At 73.5% G+C, this 15,906-nt stretch carries 14 protein-coding genes; 5 read left to right on the top strand and 9 right to left on the bottom strand.

What is annotated here, in order from left to right; genetic code table 11:
• Positions 1 to 43 precede the first annotated feature (43 nt).
• From ABR737_RS35340 to ABR737_RS35330, 3 genes are all read right to left on the bottom strand, one after another.
• On the bottom strand, positions 44 to 2,101 hold the full coding sequence (locus tag ABR737_RS35340) for a phosphocholine-specific phospholipase C (protein WP_350255133.1): 2,058 nt from the start codon (positions 2,099 to 2,101) through the stop codon (positions 44 to 46).
• 801 nt (positions 2,102 to 2,902) lie between these two features.
• Positions 2,903 to 3,472, bottom strand: a complete 570-nt coding sequence (locus ABR737_RS35335; protein ID WP_350255131.1) for an ATP-binding protein — start codon at positions 3,470 to 3,472, stop codon at positions 2,903 to 2,905.
• Positions 3,473 to 3,718: 246 nt separating this feature from the next.
• Positions 3,719 to 4,102 carry a hypothetical protein gene (locus ABR737_RS35330; RefSeq protein ID WP_350255129.1) on the bottom strand — a complete coding sequence of 128 codons (384 nt, stop codon included), beginning with the start codon at positions 4,100 to 4,102 and terminating at the stop codon, positions 3,719 to 3,721.
• Between the two features lie 313 nt (positions 4,103 to 4,415).
• Between ABR737_RS35330 and ABR737_RS35325 the strand changes: the two genes are divergently transcribed.
• Together ABR737_RS35325 and ABR737_RS35320 are read left to right on the top strand one after the other, a co-directional pair.
• Positions 4,416 to 5,693: a serine hydrolase domain-containing protein gene (locus ABR737_RS35325; RefSeq protein ID WP_350255127.1), complete on the top strand. Its 1,278-nt coding sequence runs from the start codon at positions 4,416 to 4,418 to the stop codon at positions 5,691 to 5,693.
• A 326-nt stretch (positions 5,694 to 6,019) separates the two neighbouring features.
• Positions 6,020 to 6,271, top strand: a complete 252-nt coding sequence (locus tag ABR737_RS35320; protein ID WP_350255126.1) for a hypothetical protein — start codon at positions 6,020 to 6,022, stop codon at positions 6,269 to 6,271.
• Positions 6,272 to 6,297: 26 nt separating this feature from the next.
• Here the strand turns inward: ABR737_RS35320 and ABR737_RS35315 are convergent, their stop codons facing one another.
• On the bottom strand, positions 6,298 to 7,779 hold the full coding sequence (locus tag ABR737_RS35315; RefSeq protein WP_502964431.1) for a hypothetical protein: 1,482 nt from the start codon (positions 7,777 to 7,779) through the stop codon (positions 6,298 to 6,300).
• Between the two features lie 247 nt (positions 7,780 to 8,026).
• Between ABR737_RS35315 and ABR737_RS35310 the strand changes: the two genes are divergently transcribed.
• Together ABR737_RS35310 and ABR737_RS35305 are read left to right on the top strand one after the other, a co-directional pair.
• Entirely contained in the window at positions 8,027 to 9,340 is a 1,314-nt protein-coding gene (locus ABR737_RS35310) for a molybdopterin-dependent oxidoreductase (protein ID WP_350255125.1), read from the top strand.
• 140 nt (positions 9,341 to 9,480) lie between these two features.
• Positions 9,481 to 9,945, top strand: a complete 465-nt coding sequence (locus ABR737_RS35305; RefSeq protein ID WP_350257051.1) for a hypothetical protein — start codon at positions 9,481 to 9,483, stop codon at positions 9,943 to 9,945.
• Here ABR737_RS35305 and ABR737_RS35300 read toward each other — a convergent pair.
• The 4 genes from ABR737_RS35300 to ABR737_RS35285 all read right to left on the bottom strand — a co-directional run bounded on the left by ABR737_RS35300 (position 9,876) and on the right by ABR737_RS35285 (position 13,276).
• Positions 9,876 to 10,625, bottom strand: a complete 750-nt coding sequence (locus ABR737_RS35300) for a methyltransferase domain-containing protein (protein ID WP_350255123.1) — start codon at positions 10,623 to 10,625, stop codon at positions 9,876 to 9,878. The genes ABR737_RS35305 and ABR737_RS35300 overlap by 70 nt on opposite strands.
• The gene (locus tag ABR737_RS35295; RefSeq protein WP_350255122.1) at positions 10,622 to 11,290 is read right to left on the bottom strand and encodes a TIGR04282 family arsenosugar biosynthesis glycosyltransferase; all 669 of its coding nucleotides are present in this window, start codon (positions 11,288 to 11,290) and stop codon (positions 10,622 to 10,624) included. Before ABR737_RS35295 ends, ABR737_RS35300 begins: the two co-directional genes overlap by 4 nt.
• Entirely contained in the window at positions 11,287 to 12,006 is a 720-nt protein-coding gene (locus tag ABR737_RS35290; RefSeq protein WP_350255120.1) for a glycosyltransferase family 2 protein, read from the bottom strand. The genes ABR737_RS35295 and ABR737_RS35290 overlap by 4 nt, the downstream gene beginning before the upstream one ends.
• 208 nt (positions 12,007 to 12,214) lie before the next feature.
• Complete coding sequence (locus tag ABR737_RS35285) at positions 12,215 to 13,276, bottom strand: NAD-dependent epimerase/dehydratase family protein (protein ID WP_350255119.1); 1,062 nt, start codon at positions 13,274 to 13,276, stop codon at positions 12,215 to 12,217.
• Between the two features lie 419 nt (positions 13,277 to 13,695).
• On the opposite strand from ABR737_RS35285, the gene ABR737_RS35280 reads away from it, so the two are divergent.
• A complete protein-coding gene (locus tag ABR737_RS35280) occupies positions 13,696 to 14,700 on the top strand; it encodes a PP2C family protein-serine/threonine phosphatase (protein WP_350257050.1) in 1,005 nt (334 codons plus the stop codon).
• Positions 14,701 to 14,712: 12 nt separating this feature from the next.
• Here the strand turns inward: ABR737_RS35280 and ABR737_RS35275 are convergent, their stop codons facing one another.
• Positions 14,713 to 15,906, bottom strand: a complete 1,194-nt coding sequence (locus ABR737_RS35275) for a YihY/virulence factor BrkB family protein (RefSeq protein WP_350255117.1) — start codon at positions 15,904 to 15,906, stop codon at positions 14,713 to 14,715.

Genomic DNA, 15,906 nt, shown 5'->3' with positions numbered 1-15,906 from the left:
GGCCGGGTCCGGCGCCCGTGGGGTGCCGGACCCGTCCGCTCGCTCAGCCGGTGATGAGCGCCGGGTCGCTCACGCCCGGCTCGCCGTTCTCCACATGGCCGGCGAACCGGCGCAGGAAGGTGCCGTCGGTGTCGGCGGTGACCGACAGGTCGTACCAGCGCTTGCTGGCGCGCAGGTCGACCTGCTTCTTGACGGTGGCGCCCGCGCGGACGGGGTAGGTCTCGCTGGCCCCGCCGTAGGCATGGGTGACGGTGAGGTGGCAGTCGGTGCTGCCGTGGTTGGTCAGGGTGAGTTCGATGCGGCCGGTCCGCGCGTCGTGGCGGGCGGTCACCTCGGGGCCTGCCTTCTTGCCGTCGCCCTTGAAGGTGCGCAGGAAGCCGTTGGGACCGAACACCGACAGGTCGTACGTGTCCTTGGAGTAGGACGTGTTCCAGGTGTCGGAGATCTTCTTGCCGGCCTCCGTGGTGTACGTCCAGGGGCCGTCGGTGCGGTTGCCCCCGGTGACGGTGAAGCAGACGCCGGCCTTGTCACCGCCGCTGAAGGTGAGCGTGTAGCGGCCGGTGGAGGGGGCGGCGGTCCCGTCGACGAGCGGCGCGTACGGCAGCGGACGGGACGGCCGGGAACCCGGCTCCTGCTTGGGCAGGACGGGGTTGGCGGGCGGCTTCGGCACATAGCTGTCGTGCCGCTCCTTGTCCGGCGGCTGGAAGCCGTCGGTGGCCGGGAGCGCGGCCGGCTTGGTGTTCTCCAGGCGGAAGTCGAAGGCGGAGGTCAGGTCGCCGCAGATGGCGCGCCGCCACGGCGAGATGTTCGGCTCGTGCACACCGAAGCGGCGCTCCAGGAACCGGATGATGGAGGTGTGGTCGAAGACCTCGGAGCAGACGTAACCGCCGGTGCTCCAGGGGGAGACGACGAGCATCGGGACGCGCTGGCCGAGGCCGTAGGGGCCGGCCGAGTAGGTGGCGTTGCCGCCGAAGCTGTCGAGCTTGCTGTCGACGGTCGACTTGCCCTGGTCGGCGGAGGCCGGCGGGAAGGGCGGGAGGACGTGGTCGAAGTAGCCGTCGTTCTCGTCGTACGTGATGAGCAGGGCGGTCTTGCTCCACACCTCGGGGTTGGAGGTGAGCGCGTCCAGCACCTGCGAGACGTACCAGGCACCGTAGTTGGCGGGCCAGTTGGGGTGCTCGGAGAAGGCCTCGGGGGCGGCGATCCAGGAGACCTGGGGGAGCTTGCCGGCCTTCACATCGGCCTTGAGGTGGTCGAAGTAGCCGTCGCCCTGCTTGGCGTTGGTGCCGGTGCGGGCCTTGTCGTAGAGCGGGTCGCCGGGCTTGGCGTTGCGGTACTGGTTGAAGAAGAGCAGCGAGTTGTCGCCGTAGGTGCCGCGGTAGGCGTCCTCGATCCAGCCCCACTTGCCGTCGGCGTCCAGGCCGTCACCGATGTCCTGGTAGACCTTCCAGGAGATCCCGGCCTTCTCCAGCCGCTCCGGGTACGTGGTCCAGCCGTACCCCGCCTCCTCGTTGCCCAGGACCGGGCCGCCGCCCGAGCCGTCGTTGCCGACGTGGCCCGAGAACATGTAGTAGCGGTTGGGGTCGGTGGCCCCGATGATCGAGCAGTGGTACGAGTCGCAGATGGTGAACGCATCGGCGAGTGCGTAGTGGAACGGGATGTCCTTGCGGGTCAGATGGGCCATCGTCCCGGTGCCCTTGGCCGGGATCCAGCTATCGTACTTGCCGTCGTTCCAGGCCTTGTGACCGCCCGCCCAGTCGTGGTTGAGGCCCTCGATGAACTGCATACCGAGGTTCTCGGCGTCCGGGTGGTAGGGCAGGACGTCCTTGGAGCCGTCCGGCTGGTGCCAGACGGACTTCCCGTTGTCGAGGATGAGCGGGCGCGGGTCGCCGAAGCCGCGTACGCCCTTCATCGAGCCGAAGTAGTGGTCGAAGGAACGGTTCTCCTGCATCAGGACGACGACGTGCTCGATGTCCTTGAGGGAGCCGGTGCGCCGCGCGGCGGGGATGGCAGCCGCACGGGCGATGCTGCTCGACAGGGCCGAGACGCCCGCGGTGGCGCCGGCTATCTGGAGGAAACGGCGCCGATTCAGTTCAGCCATGACTATGGGGACCTCATGTCGTGTGTGTGGGGGGCGTTCGCGATATGGGTTCGGTGCTGTGCGGTGGTACCGGGAGCTGTGAGGAAACCGGGTCAGCAGAGTGTTCCAAGAGCAACGGCACGCGGGGAAGGGGGGGTGTCCCAGGTGTGACACATCGCCGTACGCACGGCGAACTCCCTCGTCGTGCGGGGCGGGCGGGCATCCCGCGGGGATGCGGGCACGGAGGTGCGGCGGGCGGGGCGGCGGCCGGGGCCCGGACGCGCGAGGAGGGCAGGCGCGGCCGCACGTCCGCCGGGCGGCTTCACGGCAGGTCAACGCGGGGCGGGGCGGGGCCTGGAGCGGGGCGGGGCAACGCCCGGAGCGGGGCGGGAGGCGAGCAGGACGACGGCACGACCGCAGGGTGGCACGGCAGCACGGCGGTACGACGGCGGTGAACTCCGATGAGCCTCCGATGAACCTCCGGTGAACTCCTCAACTGCCGTGTCGGCAGGAGTGCGGGGCGGTGTGTCCGGGCAGCGCCGGGCCCGCGCAGCAGTCGTGCCCGCTCAGCGTCGTATCCGCTTAGCGCCGTACCCGCTCAGCGCCCTATCCGCGCAACGCCGTGCCCGGGCGGCGCTGGTGCCTTCCGGGCGGCGAGGTCTCCACGGCGCCGGCGTGGCGCGCGCCGCCGGCGGCCGGGCGGACGGATAGCGGCCCGCCCGTGAGGCGTGACAGAGGCTGGAGTCAGCGCCTCGTCAGCGCCTCGTCAGTGCCTCACCGGCGGGCCGGTGGCGGGCCGGGCGAGGGGGAACCAGAGGTGCGTCAGACGACCAGCACCCCGGACGACGATGCCGGGGCGGCCTCGGCGGCGGCCGCGGCGGCGGCCTCGGGTGCAGCCTCGGGTACGGGCTCGACGAGCGGCTCGACCGGTACGGCCGGAGGTACCACCGGCTGGCCCTTCGCGTCGGGCACGCTGCGCAGCGGAGTGCGGCTGGTCAGCCGGGACTTGCGGGTCGCCTCGACCCGGCGGGTGAACCAGATGACCTTGCCGTCCGGGGTACCACAGGTGCCCCAACTGTCGCTGAGCGCCGCCACTGTGGCGAGCCCGCCGCCGGCCGCTGAGCGCAGTTTCGGCAGCCGCGGCCCCTCGTCGGCGACCGACGCCGTGAGGTGGCGGCCGCTCCAGCGGAGTTCGACGACGCACCGGGCGTCCGGGCCGATATGGCGATGGACATTGGTCAGGAGTTCCGCCACTCCCCGGCATACGGGCGGGATATGCAGTTCGAGATCCCAGTACCGCAGGTGCGCGGCAAGGATCCGCCGGATCTGCGGCACACGCTCCGCCGAAGCATGCAGTTCGACCGTGTAGTGCCGGTCGCCGGGAAGTGTCATGTCGTGGCTCCTCACCGCGAGGCTCACGCCCTTCACCTCGTTGGACCAACGAACCCCGAAACACGAAGAGTGAGCATTTATCACGTATGGGTCATTAGTCATGGTGACCCCGCGGGGCGGGTTCCGCAACAGATCACGGGCCGCCCGAGCCCCCGGGACACGGCTCCGCCCCGGCCGGTCCCCCGCCGGATCAGGGCCCTGTCCGGGGTGAGCGGGACGTCACGCAATCGGCCGCACCAACACCCCCTAGCGGGTCTCCAGCCGCAGCTCGACTTCCTTCTCCTGATCGCCGGCCGCCGTGCCGAGGACGTGTACCGCGAACGCGGACTCCAGGCCCTTGCACAGCTCGTCGACGGCCCAGTAGCCGCCCTGGAGGCTGACCAGGACGGGGGCGGTCAGCCGGCGGGGCTCGGCCGCGGACTTGCGGTCGCTCACGTCGAAGGTCGAGGTCCACACGGTCGAGCCCGGCCCGGCGACCTCCTCGGGTACGTCGTCCGCGGCCCGGTCGGAGGTGAAGGAGGTGCGCAGTGCGCTGAAGACGGCATGCGCGTCCTGCGTCGCGCAGCTCTCCAGTTCCACCACCACCTCGGCCGATACATGCTGTGTGCCTGCCGGTTTCGCGCTGTTCACTGTGGGACCTTCCTCTGCGGCCGTCCTCCGGGAGCGGAACGCTTCCAGGCTCGCCCCACGGACCGCTGTGTGCGACCGGAGAACCGCAAGGGCCGGGGGCAGGACGGGCGCCACCACCCGGCCCGGCACCGGCCGTACGGCGGCGGGGGCAGGGGCGGAATCCGGACACGCGCCGCTGAGCCGTCCGGACCCACATAGTTGCCACGGGCATCGGCCCGGACGGATCATCCGGTAGACGCCACACGCCCGTACGGACGCATGTCCGTACGGACGTACGGGATGACCGCACTCGGACGACGCGAGGAGAGCCACCGTGGGACCAGCCACCGTCGACGGCCACTGCGCACCGGGCTTCACCGGCGTACGGGAAGCGTTCGAGCAAAACTTCCGCGAGCACGGCGATGTCGGCGCGGCGGTCACGGTGACCGTGGAGGGCGAGGCGGTGGTCGATCTGTGGGGCGGCCGTGCGGACGCCGCCGGGACCCGCGCCTGGGAGCACGACACCCTGGTGAATGTCTACTCGACGTCCAAGGGAATGACCGCGCTGTGCGCCCATCTCCTCGTGGACCGGGGCGAGTTGGACCTCGACGCGCCGGTGGTCCGGTACTGGCCCGAGTTCGGGCAGGCCGGCAAGCAGGACATCCCCGTCCGCTGGCTGCTCAGCCACCGCGCCGGTCTGATCGCGCCCCGTGTGCCGCTCCCCGAGGGGTGCGCCTACGACTGGGACCGGGTGTGCGCCGCCCTGGCCGCGACCCCGCCGTGGTGGGAGCCGGGCACCGCGCAGGGCTACCACGCGGTGACCTTCGGATACCTGGTGGGCGAGGTCGTACGGCGGATCACCGGGCAGTCCCTCGGCGCGTTCCTGCGCAGCGAGATCACCGGGCCGCTGGGCGCGAGGGTGTTCATCGGCACCCCCGCGGAGGAGCACGCCCGCTGCGCGGACATGGTCGGACGGCTGGACGAGGCACGGATCGCCGCGCAGTTTCCCGGCGTACCGAAGCCACCGTTCCACACGCTCGCCGACCATCCGCTCGCCGTGGTGATGCTGGCGCTGATGTCCATCCCCACCGGCGACGTCAACAGCGCCGCCTACCGGTCGGCCGAGATCCCGGCGGGCAATGCTCACGCCAGCGCCCACGGGCTGGCGACCGTCTACGGGGCGCTGGCGGGCGGCACGCTCGTCGGGCCCGGCACCCTGGAAGCGATGCGGCGGTCGCAGAGCCTGCCGGGCGAACGTGATCTGACGATCGACGCGCTCGCCCCCGCGGGCCACGAACACCGCTGGGGCCTGGGCTACATGCTCAACCACCTGGGCCAGGCGGGGCCCAACCCCGGGGCGTTCGGGCACGGTGGCGCGGGCGGCTCGTACGCCTTCGCGGATCCGGAGAACCGGCTGTCCTTCGCGTACACCATGAACAAGTACGGCGGTGGCACGACCGGCGACGACCCGCGCAACCGCGGCCTGGTCCGGGCGGTGTACCAGGCCTTGGCGCAGACCCGGCGGCCCGGCGCAGGACGCCTCAGGGAGCGGGCGCTTGGGGCGGCGGCGCCGGTCGCGGCGCCACCGGAGGCTCCCCCGCCGCATCGGTGAGGGCCCGCAACGAGTCGATGAGCCCGGCGCGCTGGGCGGCCGGCAGCCGGGGGCGGTCAGCACCCCGGCGATGACCTCCTCGACGTCGTGATCGAGATCGCCGCCGGGCGCGGACGCCCCGGCCTGCCGCGGTGCGCGCTGCGCGTCGTGCCCCATGGCGCCTTTCTCCCCGCCCGGAGCATCGTGCCTGGTGGCGGGCCCTGCCCATGGTCATCGGGGGCCCGGAAATCCGCCCCCGCGAACCCCCCTGCAGAGCGCAATAATGGGAAGTGCGGCATGCATGCGGCCCGGCGCGGGCGCGGCGGGCCCGAGAGGGCGTGATGACCATGGAACGGGACACCGAGACGGTTCACGAGGCCTATTCCTTCGTCTGTCTGCACTGCGGATACGGCTGGGAGGAGGAGTACGAGATCCGGCACACCACGGATCTGGCCGGCCACCGGCGCGCCGACTACTTCGCCAGGGGTGCCCGGGTCCGCTCCCCGCTGACCCTGACCGACTGCCCGTCGTGCAATCTCGGCCCGATCCGCATCCTGCGCCCCGGCCGGGTCAACTCGACCCGCCCCTACCTCGCCTGACCCTGCCTCATATTGCTGATGAGCCGTCACCACCCGGTGTACAGAAGGTGGTTGATCAGCAGTGCCAGTACCGCCTGGGCGGCCAGCCAGCGGCGGTGCCGGGCCGTGGGGAGCAGCGCGCAGGCGGCCGGCAGCCAGACGGCGAACGGCAGCCAGATGCGTTCGGTCTCCGCCTTGCTCATCCCTGAGAGGTCGGCGGTCAGCACGGCCAGCAGTACGGCCGCCATGAGGACGGCCAGCCTGGCGGTGGGCGCACGCAGTGGTCCGGCGGACGGGCCGAGGCCCCGCAGGGCGGTGGGGGCCGCGGTGAGGGTGCGGCGCAGAGCTGCCACCGTCGCCGGGCCGGTGATCAAGACGGTGCAGGCGAGATTGCCCCACACCCAGTAGGCGTACGGGCGGACCGCGGCGGCGCCCTGGTAGTAGCGCTCGACCAGCAGCTCGTACCCCTCCCACCAGCGGAATCCGGCGAGGGTGAAGACGGCCGCGACGGCCAGCGCCCCGGCCGCCAGGAAGGGCAGCGGCCGTGCGGTGCGGGTGAGCAGCAGGATCGCCGCGGCGATCAGGGCGATCAGGGTGAGGCCGTAGGAGAGATAGCAGGTCAGGCCGAGGAGGAGCCCGGAGGCGAGGGCGGCGGCGGCCGGGACGGGGGCAGCCGGGACGGGGGCGCCTCCCGGCGGTCGCCGGCGGAGCGTGGGGTGGGTGGCGGCGAGGGCGAGGAGCGCCAGGGACCAGGCGGCGACGGCCGCGAAGTAGCCGTCCGCCGAGGTGCCCACCCAGACGGCGGCCGGGGTCAGCACGAGGAACGGCGCGGCCCGGCGGGCGGTCGGCTCGTCGGTGAGGGCGCGCAGCGCGATGAGGACCGCGGCCACGGCGGAGGTGCCGACGGTGATGCACCAGATGCCGGCCCAGGCGCCACCGCCCAGACCGATGCGGTCCAGGCCGACGAAGGTGAGGACGGCGGCCGGTGGGTGCCCGGCGACATGGGCGGGCCAGTGGTCCGGCGCGTTGTTGAGGATGTGGTGGGTGAAGTCGCGCAGCGCCGGCCCCGCATCGTCGAAGCGGCGGATGACGGTCAGGTATTCGTAGGCGGTGGTGAGCCGGCCGGCGATACCGGTGCGCCAGCCGTCTATCAGCGCCAGCGCCCCCGTCCAGGCCAGGGCGGCGACCCAGCCCGACACGACGAGCCGGCGCCAGGACAACCGGGCCGCCAGGGAAGGCCCGTGGACGATCACCACGACGGCGACCGCCAGGGCGGCGGGGGTGCCGGGACCCAGGTGAGGGAACCACGAGGCGTACAGCGGGGGCCAGTTGACATGCAGACTGCCGTTGGCGCGCTCGATGACGGTACCGACCAGCGCGGCCACCGCGACAAGGAGGGCGGCGCCCGCGACGGCCAGCAGATCGCGGCGGCGCGCGGTGCGTTCCGCGGCAGGGCCTTCGGGGGCCGGACGGTCGGACGGACGGGAGACCGGCGGCGAGGCCGGACGGGGGGTCGCACGGGAGGTCACAGCGGCACGCTAGGCGCCGTTCGGCGGCAACGGCCGTACGGCGGCATTGGCGTCATCGTTCCGTCAGATTTCTCCCGGCCCCGGCCGGCGAAGGACGCTCTGCCCCGCGACGTCAGAGTTTCGTCATGCGTCACGGCCCGTCCGGCGCCCCCCTCGCGGCATACCGTCGAAGCCACGCCCCTCCGGCCCCGAGCGCCGGACCGGCCAGGCGGCGGACCGCGCCGCGCCAATCGCCAAGGACACACATATGAGTGCCCCTCCCCCGCGCCCTTTCTCCGGCCCTCCCGCCTCTTCTCCTTCCTCCTCCCTCTCCGCTTCCCCGTCCCCTTCCCCGTCCCCGGCGCCGTCCGTCTGGCGCAGTCCGCTGCGCGGACCGCGGCTGACCGCGCTGCTCGGCGTGGTCCTGCTGGCCGGGATCACGCTGCTGTTCGTGACCGGCCTGCTGTCGTACGCCGCGTACAACCCGGACCTGGGCGGCGGAGTCAACGACAAGACGCCCGGCAAGGGCCTGCTGGGCTTCTACCTCTTCAGCTGGCCGACCGGCCCCACCTGGCTCTACCGGCTCACCCAGGGGCTGCACGTCACCGTCGGGATCGCGCTGGTGCCCGTGCTGCTGGCGAAGTTGTGGTCGGTGATCCCCAAGCTCTTCACCCTGCCGCCCGCCCGGTCCCCCGGCCATGCGCTGGAAAGGCTCTCCCTGCTGTTGCTGGTCGGCGGGGCGCTCTTCGAGTTCGTCACCGGCATCCTCAACATCCAGCTGGAGTACGTCTTCCCCGGGTCGTTCTATCCGCTGCACTTCTACGGCGCGTGGGTGTTCATGGGCGCGTTCGCCGTCCATGTGGTGCTGCGACTGCCGCGGACCGTACGGGCGTTGCGCGAGCGCACCGACCCGGATCCGGCGGCCGATGACACCGGGCTGGTGGCGGCCCGGCCGGACCGGCCGACGGTGACCCGGCGGGGAGCGCTGGGCCTGGTCGGCGCCGGTTCGCTGCTGCTGTTCACGACGACCGCCGGGCAGAGCGTCGGCGGATGGTGGCGGCGGACGGCCCTGCTGGCGCCGCACGGGGGCCGGGACCCGGGCAGCGGCCCGAACGGCTTCCAGATCAACAAGACCGCCGCGGCCGTGGGCATCAGAGCCCAGGAGACGGGCGACGAATGGCGGTTGACGATCGAGGGTGGCGGGCGGCGGGTGCGGCTCGGCCGCGCCGAGCTGCTGGCGCTGCCCCAGCAGACGGCGGCGCTGCCGATCGCCTGTGTCGAGGGCTGGTCGACGGGCGATCAGCAGTGGAGCGGGGTGCGGCTGCGGGACCTCGCCGCGCTGGTGGGGCTCGGTGAACGGCCTCCCGGTGTGCTGGTGGAGTCGCTTCAGCTGCACGGCGCGTTCCGCCGGGCCGCACTGCGCGACAACCAGGTGCGGGATCCGTCATCGCTGCTCGCGCTGCGGGTGGGTGGCGCCGAGCTGTCCGCCGACCATGGCTATCCGGCGCGGATCATCGTCCCGGCGGCTCCCGGGGTGCTCCAGACCAAGTGGGTGGCACGGCTGACGTTCGGGGAGTGGTGACGGTGAGGGGCAGGGTCATGGTGCACGGGAAGCTGCAGGCCGTGCGGGAACGGGCGGGGCGGGCGCTCGGGGCTGGGCGGCCGCTCGGGGCGCTGCGCCTCCCCCGCCGCTACGGCGAGGGGCCGCTGCATCTGCTGCTGATGCTCGCCTCGTTCGCCCTCACCGGCTACGCCGGGGTACGGCTGCTGGCCGGCGGGCAGTGGCCGCTGGTGCTCGCCTGGTTCGCCGGGGCGGCGCTGCTGCACGATCTGGTGCTGCTGCCGTTGTATGCGCTCGCCGACCGCGTGGTGGTCCGCTGGACGGCGGGGAGCGGGCCGCACCGGGCCAGGACCGCGTACGTCCGGGTGCCCGCCGCGTTGTCAGGATTGCTGCTGCTGGTGTGGTTCCCGCTGATCGCCGGCTCGGCGGGCAGCGGCTCGGCCGCGCACTACGAGGCCACGACGCAGCTGCCCGGCGGGGAGTTCCTGGACCGCTGGCTGCTGGTCACCGCCGGGCTGTGCGCGCTGTCCGCCCTGTGGCTGCTCGGCCGTACGGTTCAGCGGCGGCTGCGCGGGGCGCTCCGGCGGCGCAGCGAGACGAAGCAGCGTTCGGCGTCCGGTGTCTGACCGGCCCGGTCCCTGACCGTCCACTGTTCGACGAGGGTCCAGCCGGCGGCGTCCGCGTAGCGCAGCAGCGCGGGGGCGCCGACCCGGGCCCAGGGGAACGGCTCGCCCGGCGCGGGCCGGGCACCGGGGCCGAGGTGGTCTCCCCGCTCCACCCGGACCTGGACCTGCTCGTCGAGGTCCGCCGCGGTGGTCTCCACGATCAGCAGACCGTGCCGGGCGACCAGTTCCGCAGTACGGGTGAGCAGGGCGTACGGCTCGCCGCCGATGCCGATGTTGCCGTCGAGGAGCAGGGCGGTGCCCCAACTCCCCTCCTCCGGCACGGAGTCGAAGACGGAGCGGTGCAGTGCGGAGCCGCCGGCCGCGGCGGTCCGGGCCACCGCGGCCGCACTGACGTCGATGCCGAGCGCCCGCCGGCCCTGAGCGGCGAGCGCGGCAACCAGCCGGCCGGGGCCGCAGCCGATGTCGAGGACGGTGCCCTCGCAGCGGCGCAGCGCCGACAGATCGGCGGCATCCGCCCGGGCGCACCAGCGCTCGACCTCCAGCGGCAGCAGCCAGCCGTCGCTGCGCCGCAGAAAGAGCGGGCCACGGCCGCGGCGCAGCGCATCGGCGTACGGGTCCGCGCCCCAGGTGACGGTGTCGTGCCGGTCGGTTGGTGCCGTGGGCGGCAGGGCGGTGCTCATCGGCCGGTGACCGGGGTCAACCGGGCGAGGGTGGCGGCGAACCGGCCGGCGGGGGCCGCGGCGGCGACCCGCTCCGCATCGCCGGCGGTGTCGACGTCCCGCAAGGGCGGCAGATCCCGCACCCGGAGCCCGGCGGCGGTCAGCCGTGCGCGCTGGGCGGCGCCGGTGCGGCTGGTGGACATGGGGACGCCGCGCAGCAGCCGGGGGTCGGGGACGGCCAGGCCGAGCGCCCAGAATCCGCCGTCCTCGGCCGCCCCGAACCAGGCGTCACAGCCGTCCCAGGCGTCGAAGTCCGTTGCGGGGGCGAGGAGTTGCGGGGTGACCTGCGGGGTGTCCATGCCGATGAGCAGGGTCGGGCCCGTGCTGCCGGCGAAGGCCGCGGCAAGCCGTTCGTCGAGACCGCCGGCCCCCTGCTGCCGGACCTCGAAGCCCTCCGGCAGCCAGTCGCCCGGGCGGCCGTCGAGGACGACCACCCGCCGCCGGGCGGGGGTCGCGCGTACGGCCTGGAGGGTGTCGTGGAGCGCCGCCTCGGCCAACTGGGCGGCCTCGTCGGGGGTGTACGGCGGAGTGAGGCGGGTCTTGACCCGGCCTGGCACCGGTTCCTTGGCGATGACCAGGAGCGTCGTCGGTCCTGGCTGCTCCGGACGGTGGGCGGGGGCGGTCATCGGGCGGTCTCCTCGGTACGGGACGGGAGCGGGGGCTGGTGCAGGACGGTGCGCATATCGCGCACCGCGTGCCAGGTGCCGCGCCAGGTGCCGGTGACCTTGGAGCGGCCGGTGCGCGGCAGGTAGGGCACCTCGCGCTCGTCGACCCGCCAGCCCGCGTCGGCGGCCCGGACGACCATCTGCAGGGGGTAGCCGCTGCGGCGGTCGGTGAGGCCGAGGCCGAGCAGTCCGGTACGCCGGGCGGCGCGCAGCGGGCCGAGGTCGTGCAGCCGCAGGCCGGTACGGCGGCGCAGCATATGGGCGAGGGCGAGATTGCCGAGCCGGGCGTGCGGCGGCCACGCGCCGCGGCCTTGGGGGCGGCGGCGGCCGAGCACCAGATCGCTGTCGCCGTCGTGGACGGCGCGGACGAAGGGGACGAGCAGCGCGGGGTCGAGGGAGGCGTCGCAGTCGCAGAAGCAGACGATGTCGGCGTCGGCGGCCAGCAGCCCGGCATGACAGGCGGCGCCGAAGCCGCGGCGCGGTTCGTGCACCACGGTGGCGCCCAGACCGCGGGCGATCTCGGCGGAGCCGTCGGTGGAGCCGTTGTCCACGACGATCGCCCGCCAGCCGGCCGGGATCCGTGCCAGCACCCAGGGCAGCGCGGCGGCCTCGTCGAGACAGGGCAGGACGACATCCACCGAGGCGGGTCGGGGGGTGGGAGGAGGGGAGTGGGTCACGCCTTCACCTATGCATCAGAAGCGGACGAGGGGGTGGGGTGGGGGTGGGGCTGGAGGTTCCTGTGGCACGCGGGTGCCGGAGGGACGGTGGGGGCGACGGGAGGGAGGGGCGGCGGGGCCCCGTGGCTGCGGAGGCCACGAGGTCGCGGGGCGGCGGAGGCGGCAACGGTTGGCAGGGGCGGCGGGGGCGGCGGGGCGGCGGCGTGGGTCACCCCGTCGGCGCCGCCCTCATCCCCTCCCGGGCGAACTCCCGCATCCCCTCCGTGAACCCGGTCGCCGCCCGCCAGCCGAGGTCGTCGGCGATCCGCTGCGAGGAGGCGGTGATGTGCCGTACGTCGCCGAGCCGGTACTCCCCCGTCACCACCGGCGCCGGCCCGTCGCACGCCTCGGCCAGGGCCCGCGCCATCTCGCCGACGGTGTGCGGCACTCCGCTGCCCGTGTTGTACGCGGTCAGGGTGCCCGCCGCCCGGTCCGGCAGGGCCTCCAGGGCGACCGCGTTGGCCGTGGCGACATCCCGCACATGGACGAAGTCCCGCCGCTGGCCGCCGTCTTCGTAGACCGTCGGTGCCTCGCCGCGGGCCAGCGCCGACCGGAAGAAGGAGGCCACCCCCGCATACGGGGTGTCCCGCGGCATCCCGGGCCCGTAGACGTTGTGGTAGCGCAGTGCGACGGCCCGGCCGCCGGTGGCGCGGGCCCAGGAGGCGGCCAGATGTTCCTGGGCGAGCTTGGTGGCCGCGTAGACGTTGCGCGGGTCGGTGGGCGCGTCCTCGCCGACCAGTCCCGGCCGCAGTGCGGCGCCGCAGTGCGGGCAGCGTGGCTCGAACTGTCCGGCGTCCAGCTCGGCCGGCGCCCGCGGGCCGGGCCGCACCACCCCATGGACGGGGCAGGTGTAGCGGCCCTCCCCGTAGACCACCATCGACCCGGCGAGCACCAGCTCGCGCACCCCGGCCCCGGCCATCGCGGCCAGCAGTACCGCGGTGCCCAGGTCGTTGCAGCCCACATACTCGGGCGCGTCCGCGAAGTCCTTGCCCAGGCCCACCATCGCCGCCTGGTGGCAGACCGCCCGTACGCCCCGCAGGGCCTCGTCGACCGCCGCCCGATCCCGTACGTCGGCGACGACGCACCGCACTCCCGGGCGCGGCGGCGGGGGCCCGGGGTGCGCCGAGGGCAGCAGCGCATCGAGCACGACAGGCTCGTGCCCGCGCGCCATCAGCGCCTCGACGACCTGCGATCCGATGAATCCGGCGCCGCCGGTGACCAGTACACGCATGCCGGTCACGCTAAGCGGGACAGGTCGCTGCGACCCGCGCATGAGCCGTCGTGTCATGGGTCCGTAAGATCCGCGGCCCGGTATGGACGGCCCCGGCCCGCGCCCCCGGCCGACCGCCTCACCGCCATCCGGGCCACTGCAATTCGGTAACAGGACGCATTCGAGGTATTTCGGTACGGCATATGTTGCCTATGCTCAGATCGGGGGCCGAGGGGCTACTTTCGGACACTCCGACGGCCGAGGCTCCTCTTGCTCGCCCTTGCCCCGCCCTCGCCTGGCCTTGCCCGGCTTCGCCCGCTCACCTCACCCCATGTGACCTGACCTGACCTCACCTGACACCGTCGGAGAACACCTTGACCGTGGACAACGGGGAGCAGCGCACCGGCTCCCGTGTGCTGCCCGCGCTTCCCTATGCGGTCATGGCCGTGGTCACCACGGTCGACCTCACCGCGGGCCCGGAGGTCGGGTTTCTGCCGCTGGTGTCGCTGGGACCGGCGTTCGCCGGGCTGGTCGGCGGGTGGCGGCGGACCGCCGTGGTCGGGCTGACGGCGTTCGTGCTCTGCCTCGGCCTGGGCGTCTACAACGGTCTGTTCGAGAGCCGGCGCGGGCTGACCGCGCTGCTGTCGGTGGCCGGGGTGACCGCGGCCGGGGTGGTCGCCGCGGTGATGCGGCAGCGGCGCGAGGCGGAGCTGGCCAGCGTCCGGTCCATCGCCGAGGTCGCCCAGCGGGTACTGCTGCGCCCGGTGCCGCGCGGCGCGGGCCCGCTGCGGATCGCGGTCTCGTACACCTCGGCGGTGGCCGAGGCCCGGATAGGCGGCGATCTGTACGAGGTGGTGACCTCGCCCGCCGGGGTGCGGATCATCGTCGGCGATGTGCAGGGCAAGGGGCTGGAGGCCGTGGAGAGCGCGGCGGTGGTACTGGGCGCCTTCCGGGAGGCGGCACACGACGAACCGGACCTGCCGGCCGTCGGCGAGCGGGTCGAGCGGGCGCTGAACCGCCATCTGTCCGGCGAACGGTTCGTCACCGCGGTGCTCGCCGAGATCGGTGACGGTCCGCGGGCCACCTTGCTGAACTTCGGCCACCCGGCGCCGCTGGTCGTCCGCCCCACCGGCTCGGTGGCCTTCGCCGCCCCGCCCGACCGCGCCCTCCCGCTCGGCCTCAGCCTGCACGGCTCGGTGGCGCCCGTCCCCTACGAGGTGCCATTCACCCCCGGCGACCAACTGCTCTTCTACACGGACGGCGTCACCGAGGCCCGCGACGCGGTGGGGCGGTTCTACCCCCTCGACGAGCGTGCCGCGCTGCTCAAGGACCCCGATCCGGAGACCGCGCTGCGCGCCGTGCGCGAGGACTTGGTCGAGCATGCCGAGGGGCCGCTGCACGACGACGCGGCGATGCTGCTGGTCCGCTACCGCGGGGCCCGCTGAACCGGCGTCAGGTCAGTCGCGCCGGGGGCCACCTCCCGCACCGTCACCACCGTGCTCACCACTGCCGCCCTCACCACCGTCATGCTCACCGCCGCCGTCGCCACCGTTGCGCTCACCACCATCGTGCTCGCCCCCGTCCGCCGACGCCCCCCGCTCGTCGCCGGCTCCCGCCCGATCAGCGCCCGCCTCACCGGCTCCCGTCCCCGTCTTCGCCCCGGTCCCCGTCCTCGTCCCCGCCGCCTCCGCCTTGGCTGCCGCCCGGCGGGCGACCTCCTCGCGGGCCGCGGCCGTGGCGACCGACGGCCACACCCGGTCGAGTGAGGCGTTCATCGCGGCCCCGACCAGCACCGCGAAGGCGGACACCCCGATCCACAGCAGTACGGCGACCGGAGCGGCCAATGAGCCGTAGATGGTGGGCCCCTCGACCGTCGAGGTGAGGTAGAGCCGCAGCAGGAAGCTGCCGAGCACCCACATGCCCAGCGCGACCACCGCACCGGGAATGTCCTCCGGCCAGGGCGAACGGACCGGTACCGACGCGTGGTAGAGCGTGGTCAGGAAGGCGACCGACAGGAGCAGGACGACCGGCCAGTACAGCGCCCGGATGATGTGCTCGCCGGCCGGCAGCCAGCTCACGACGGTGTCCGGTCCGGCAACCATCAGCGGCAGCGCGACCGCGCCGACGACCAGCGCGGCGAGGTACAGCGCGAACGCCAGCAGCCGGGTCTTGATGATGCCGCGCCGGCCGTCGAGCCCGTACATGATGGTGATGGTGTCGACGAAGACGTTCATCGCCCGGGACCCGGACCACAGGGCGATGGCGAAGCCGAGGGAGATGACGTCCGGGCGGCGGCCGGTGAAGACATCGTTGAGCAGCGGCCGGGCGATCTCGTTCACGCCCTTGGCGGACAGGACGGTGCCGGCGGCGCCGAGGATGTGCCGGCGGACGCTGTCGAGGGTGTCGTGCCCGATCCAGGCGTTCGTGTAGCCGAGCACACCCAGGAGGCCCAGGATCAGCGGCGGCAGCGAGAGCAGGCTCCAGAAGGCGGCCTCGGCGGCAAGCCCCGTGACCCGGTACTTCATGCAGGAGTTGACGGTGTCCTTGAGCAGGAGCCAGGCCAGCCGGCGTTTGGAGACGTTGCGGTAGAGGGCCCGGGCCTTGGTCAGACGGCCCGCGGGCCGCTCGGTTGGTTCGTTTGCCGGCTGCAC

Source organism: Streptomyces sp. Edi2 (genome assembly GCF_040253635.1).
Lineage (GTDB): Bacteria > Actinomycetota > Actinomycetes > Streptomycetales > Streptomycetaceae > Streptomyces.
The sequence above is the reverse complement of the archived record's forward strand: the minus strand, read 5'-3'. Positions and strand labels throughout refer to the sequence as shown.

Excerpts from the sequence above, each read along its gene's own strand:
- ABR737_RS35320 (WP_350255126.1), top strand. The coding sequence starts at position 6,020 with ATGGAACGGGACACCGAGACGGTTCACGAGGCCTATTCCTTCGTCTGT.
- ABR737_RS35285 (WP_350255119.1), bottom strand. The coding sequence starts at position 13,276 with ATGCGTGTACTGGTCACCGGCGGCGCCGGATTCATCGGATCGCAGGTC.
- ABR737_RS35335 (WP_350255131.1), bottom strand. The coding sequence starts at position 3,472 with ATGACACTTCCCGGCGACCGGCACTACACGGTCGAACTGCATGCTTCG.
- ABR737_RS35310 (WP_350255125.1), top strand. The coding sequence starts at position 8,027 with ATGAGTGCCCCTCCCCCGCGCCCTTTCTCCGGCCCTCCCGCCTCTTCT.
- ABR737_RS35295 (WP_350255122.1), bottom strand. The coding sequence starts at position 11,290 with ATGACCGCCCCCGCCCACCGTCCGGAGCAGCCAGGACCGACGACGCTC.
- ABR737_RS35280 (WP_350257050.1), top strand. The coding sequence starts at position 13,696 with ATGGCCGTGGTCACCACGGTCGACCTCACCGCGGGCCCGGAGGTCGGG.
- ABR737_RS35300 (WP_350255123.1), bottom strand. The coding sequence starts at position 10,625 with ATGAGCACCGCCCTGCCGCCCACGGCACCAACCGACCGGCACGACACC.
- ABR737_RS35305 (WP_350257051.1), top strand. The coding sequence starts at position 9,481 with ATGCTCGCCTCGTTCGCCCTCACCGGCTACGCCGGGGTACGGCTGCTG.
- ABR737_RS35340 (WP_350255133.1), bottom strand. The coding sequence starts at position 2,101 with ATGGCTGAACTGAATCGGCGCCGTTTCCTCCAGATAGCCGGCGCCACC.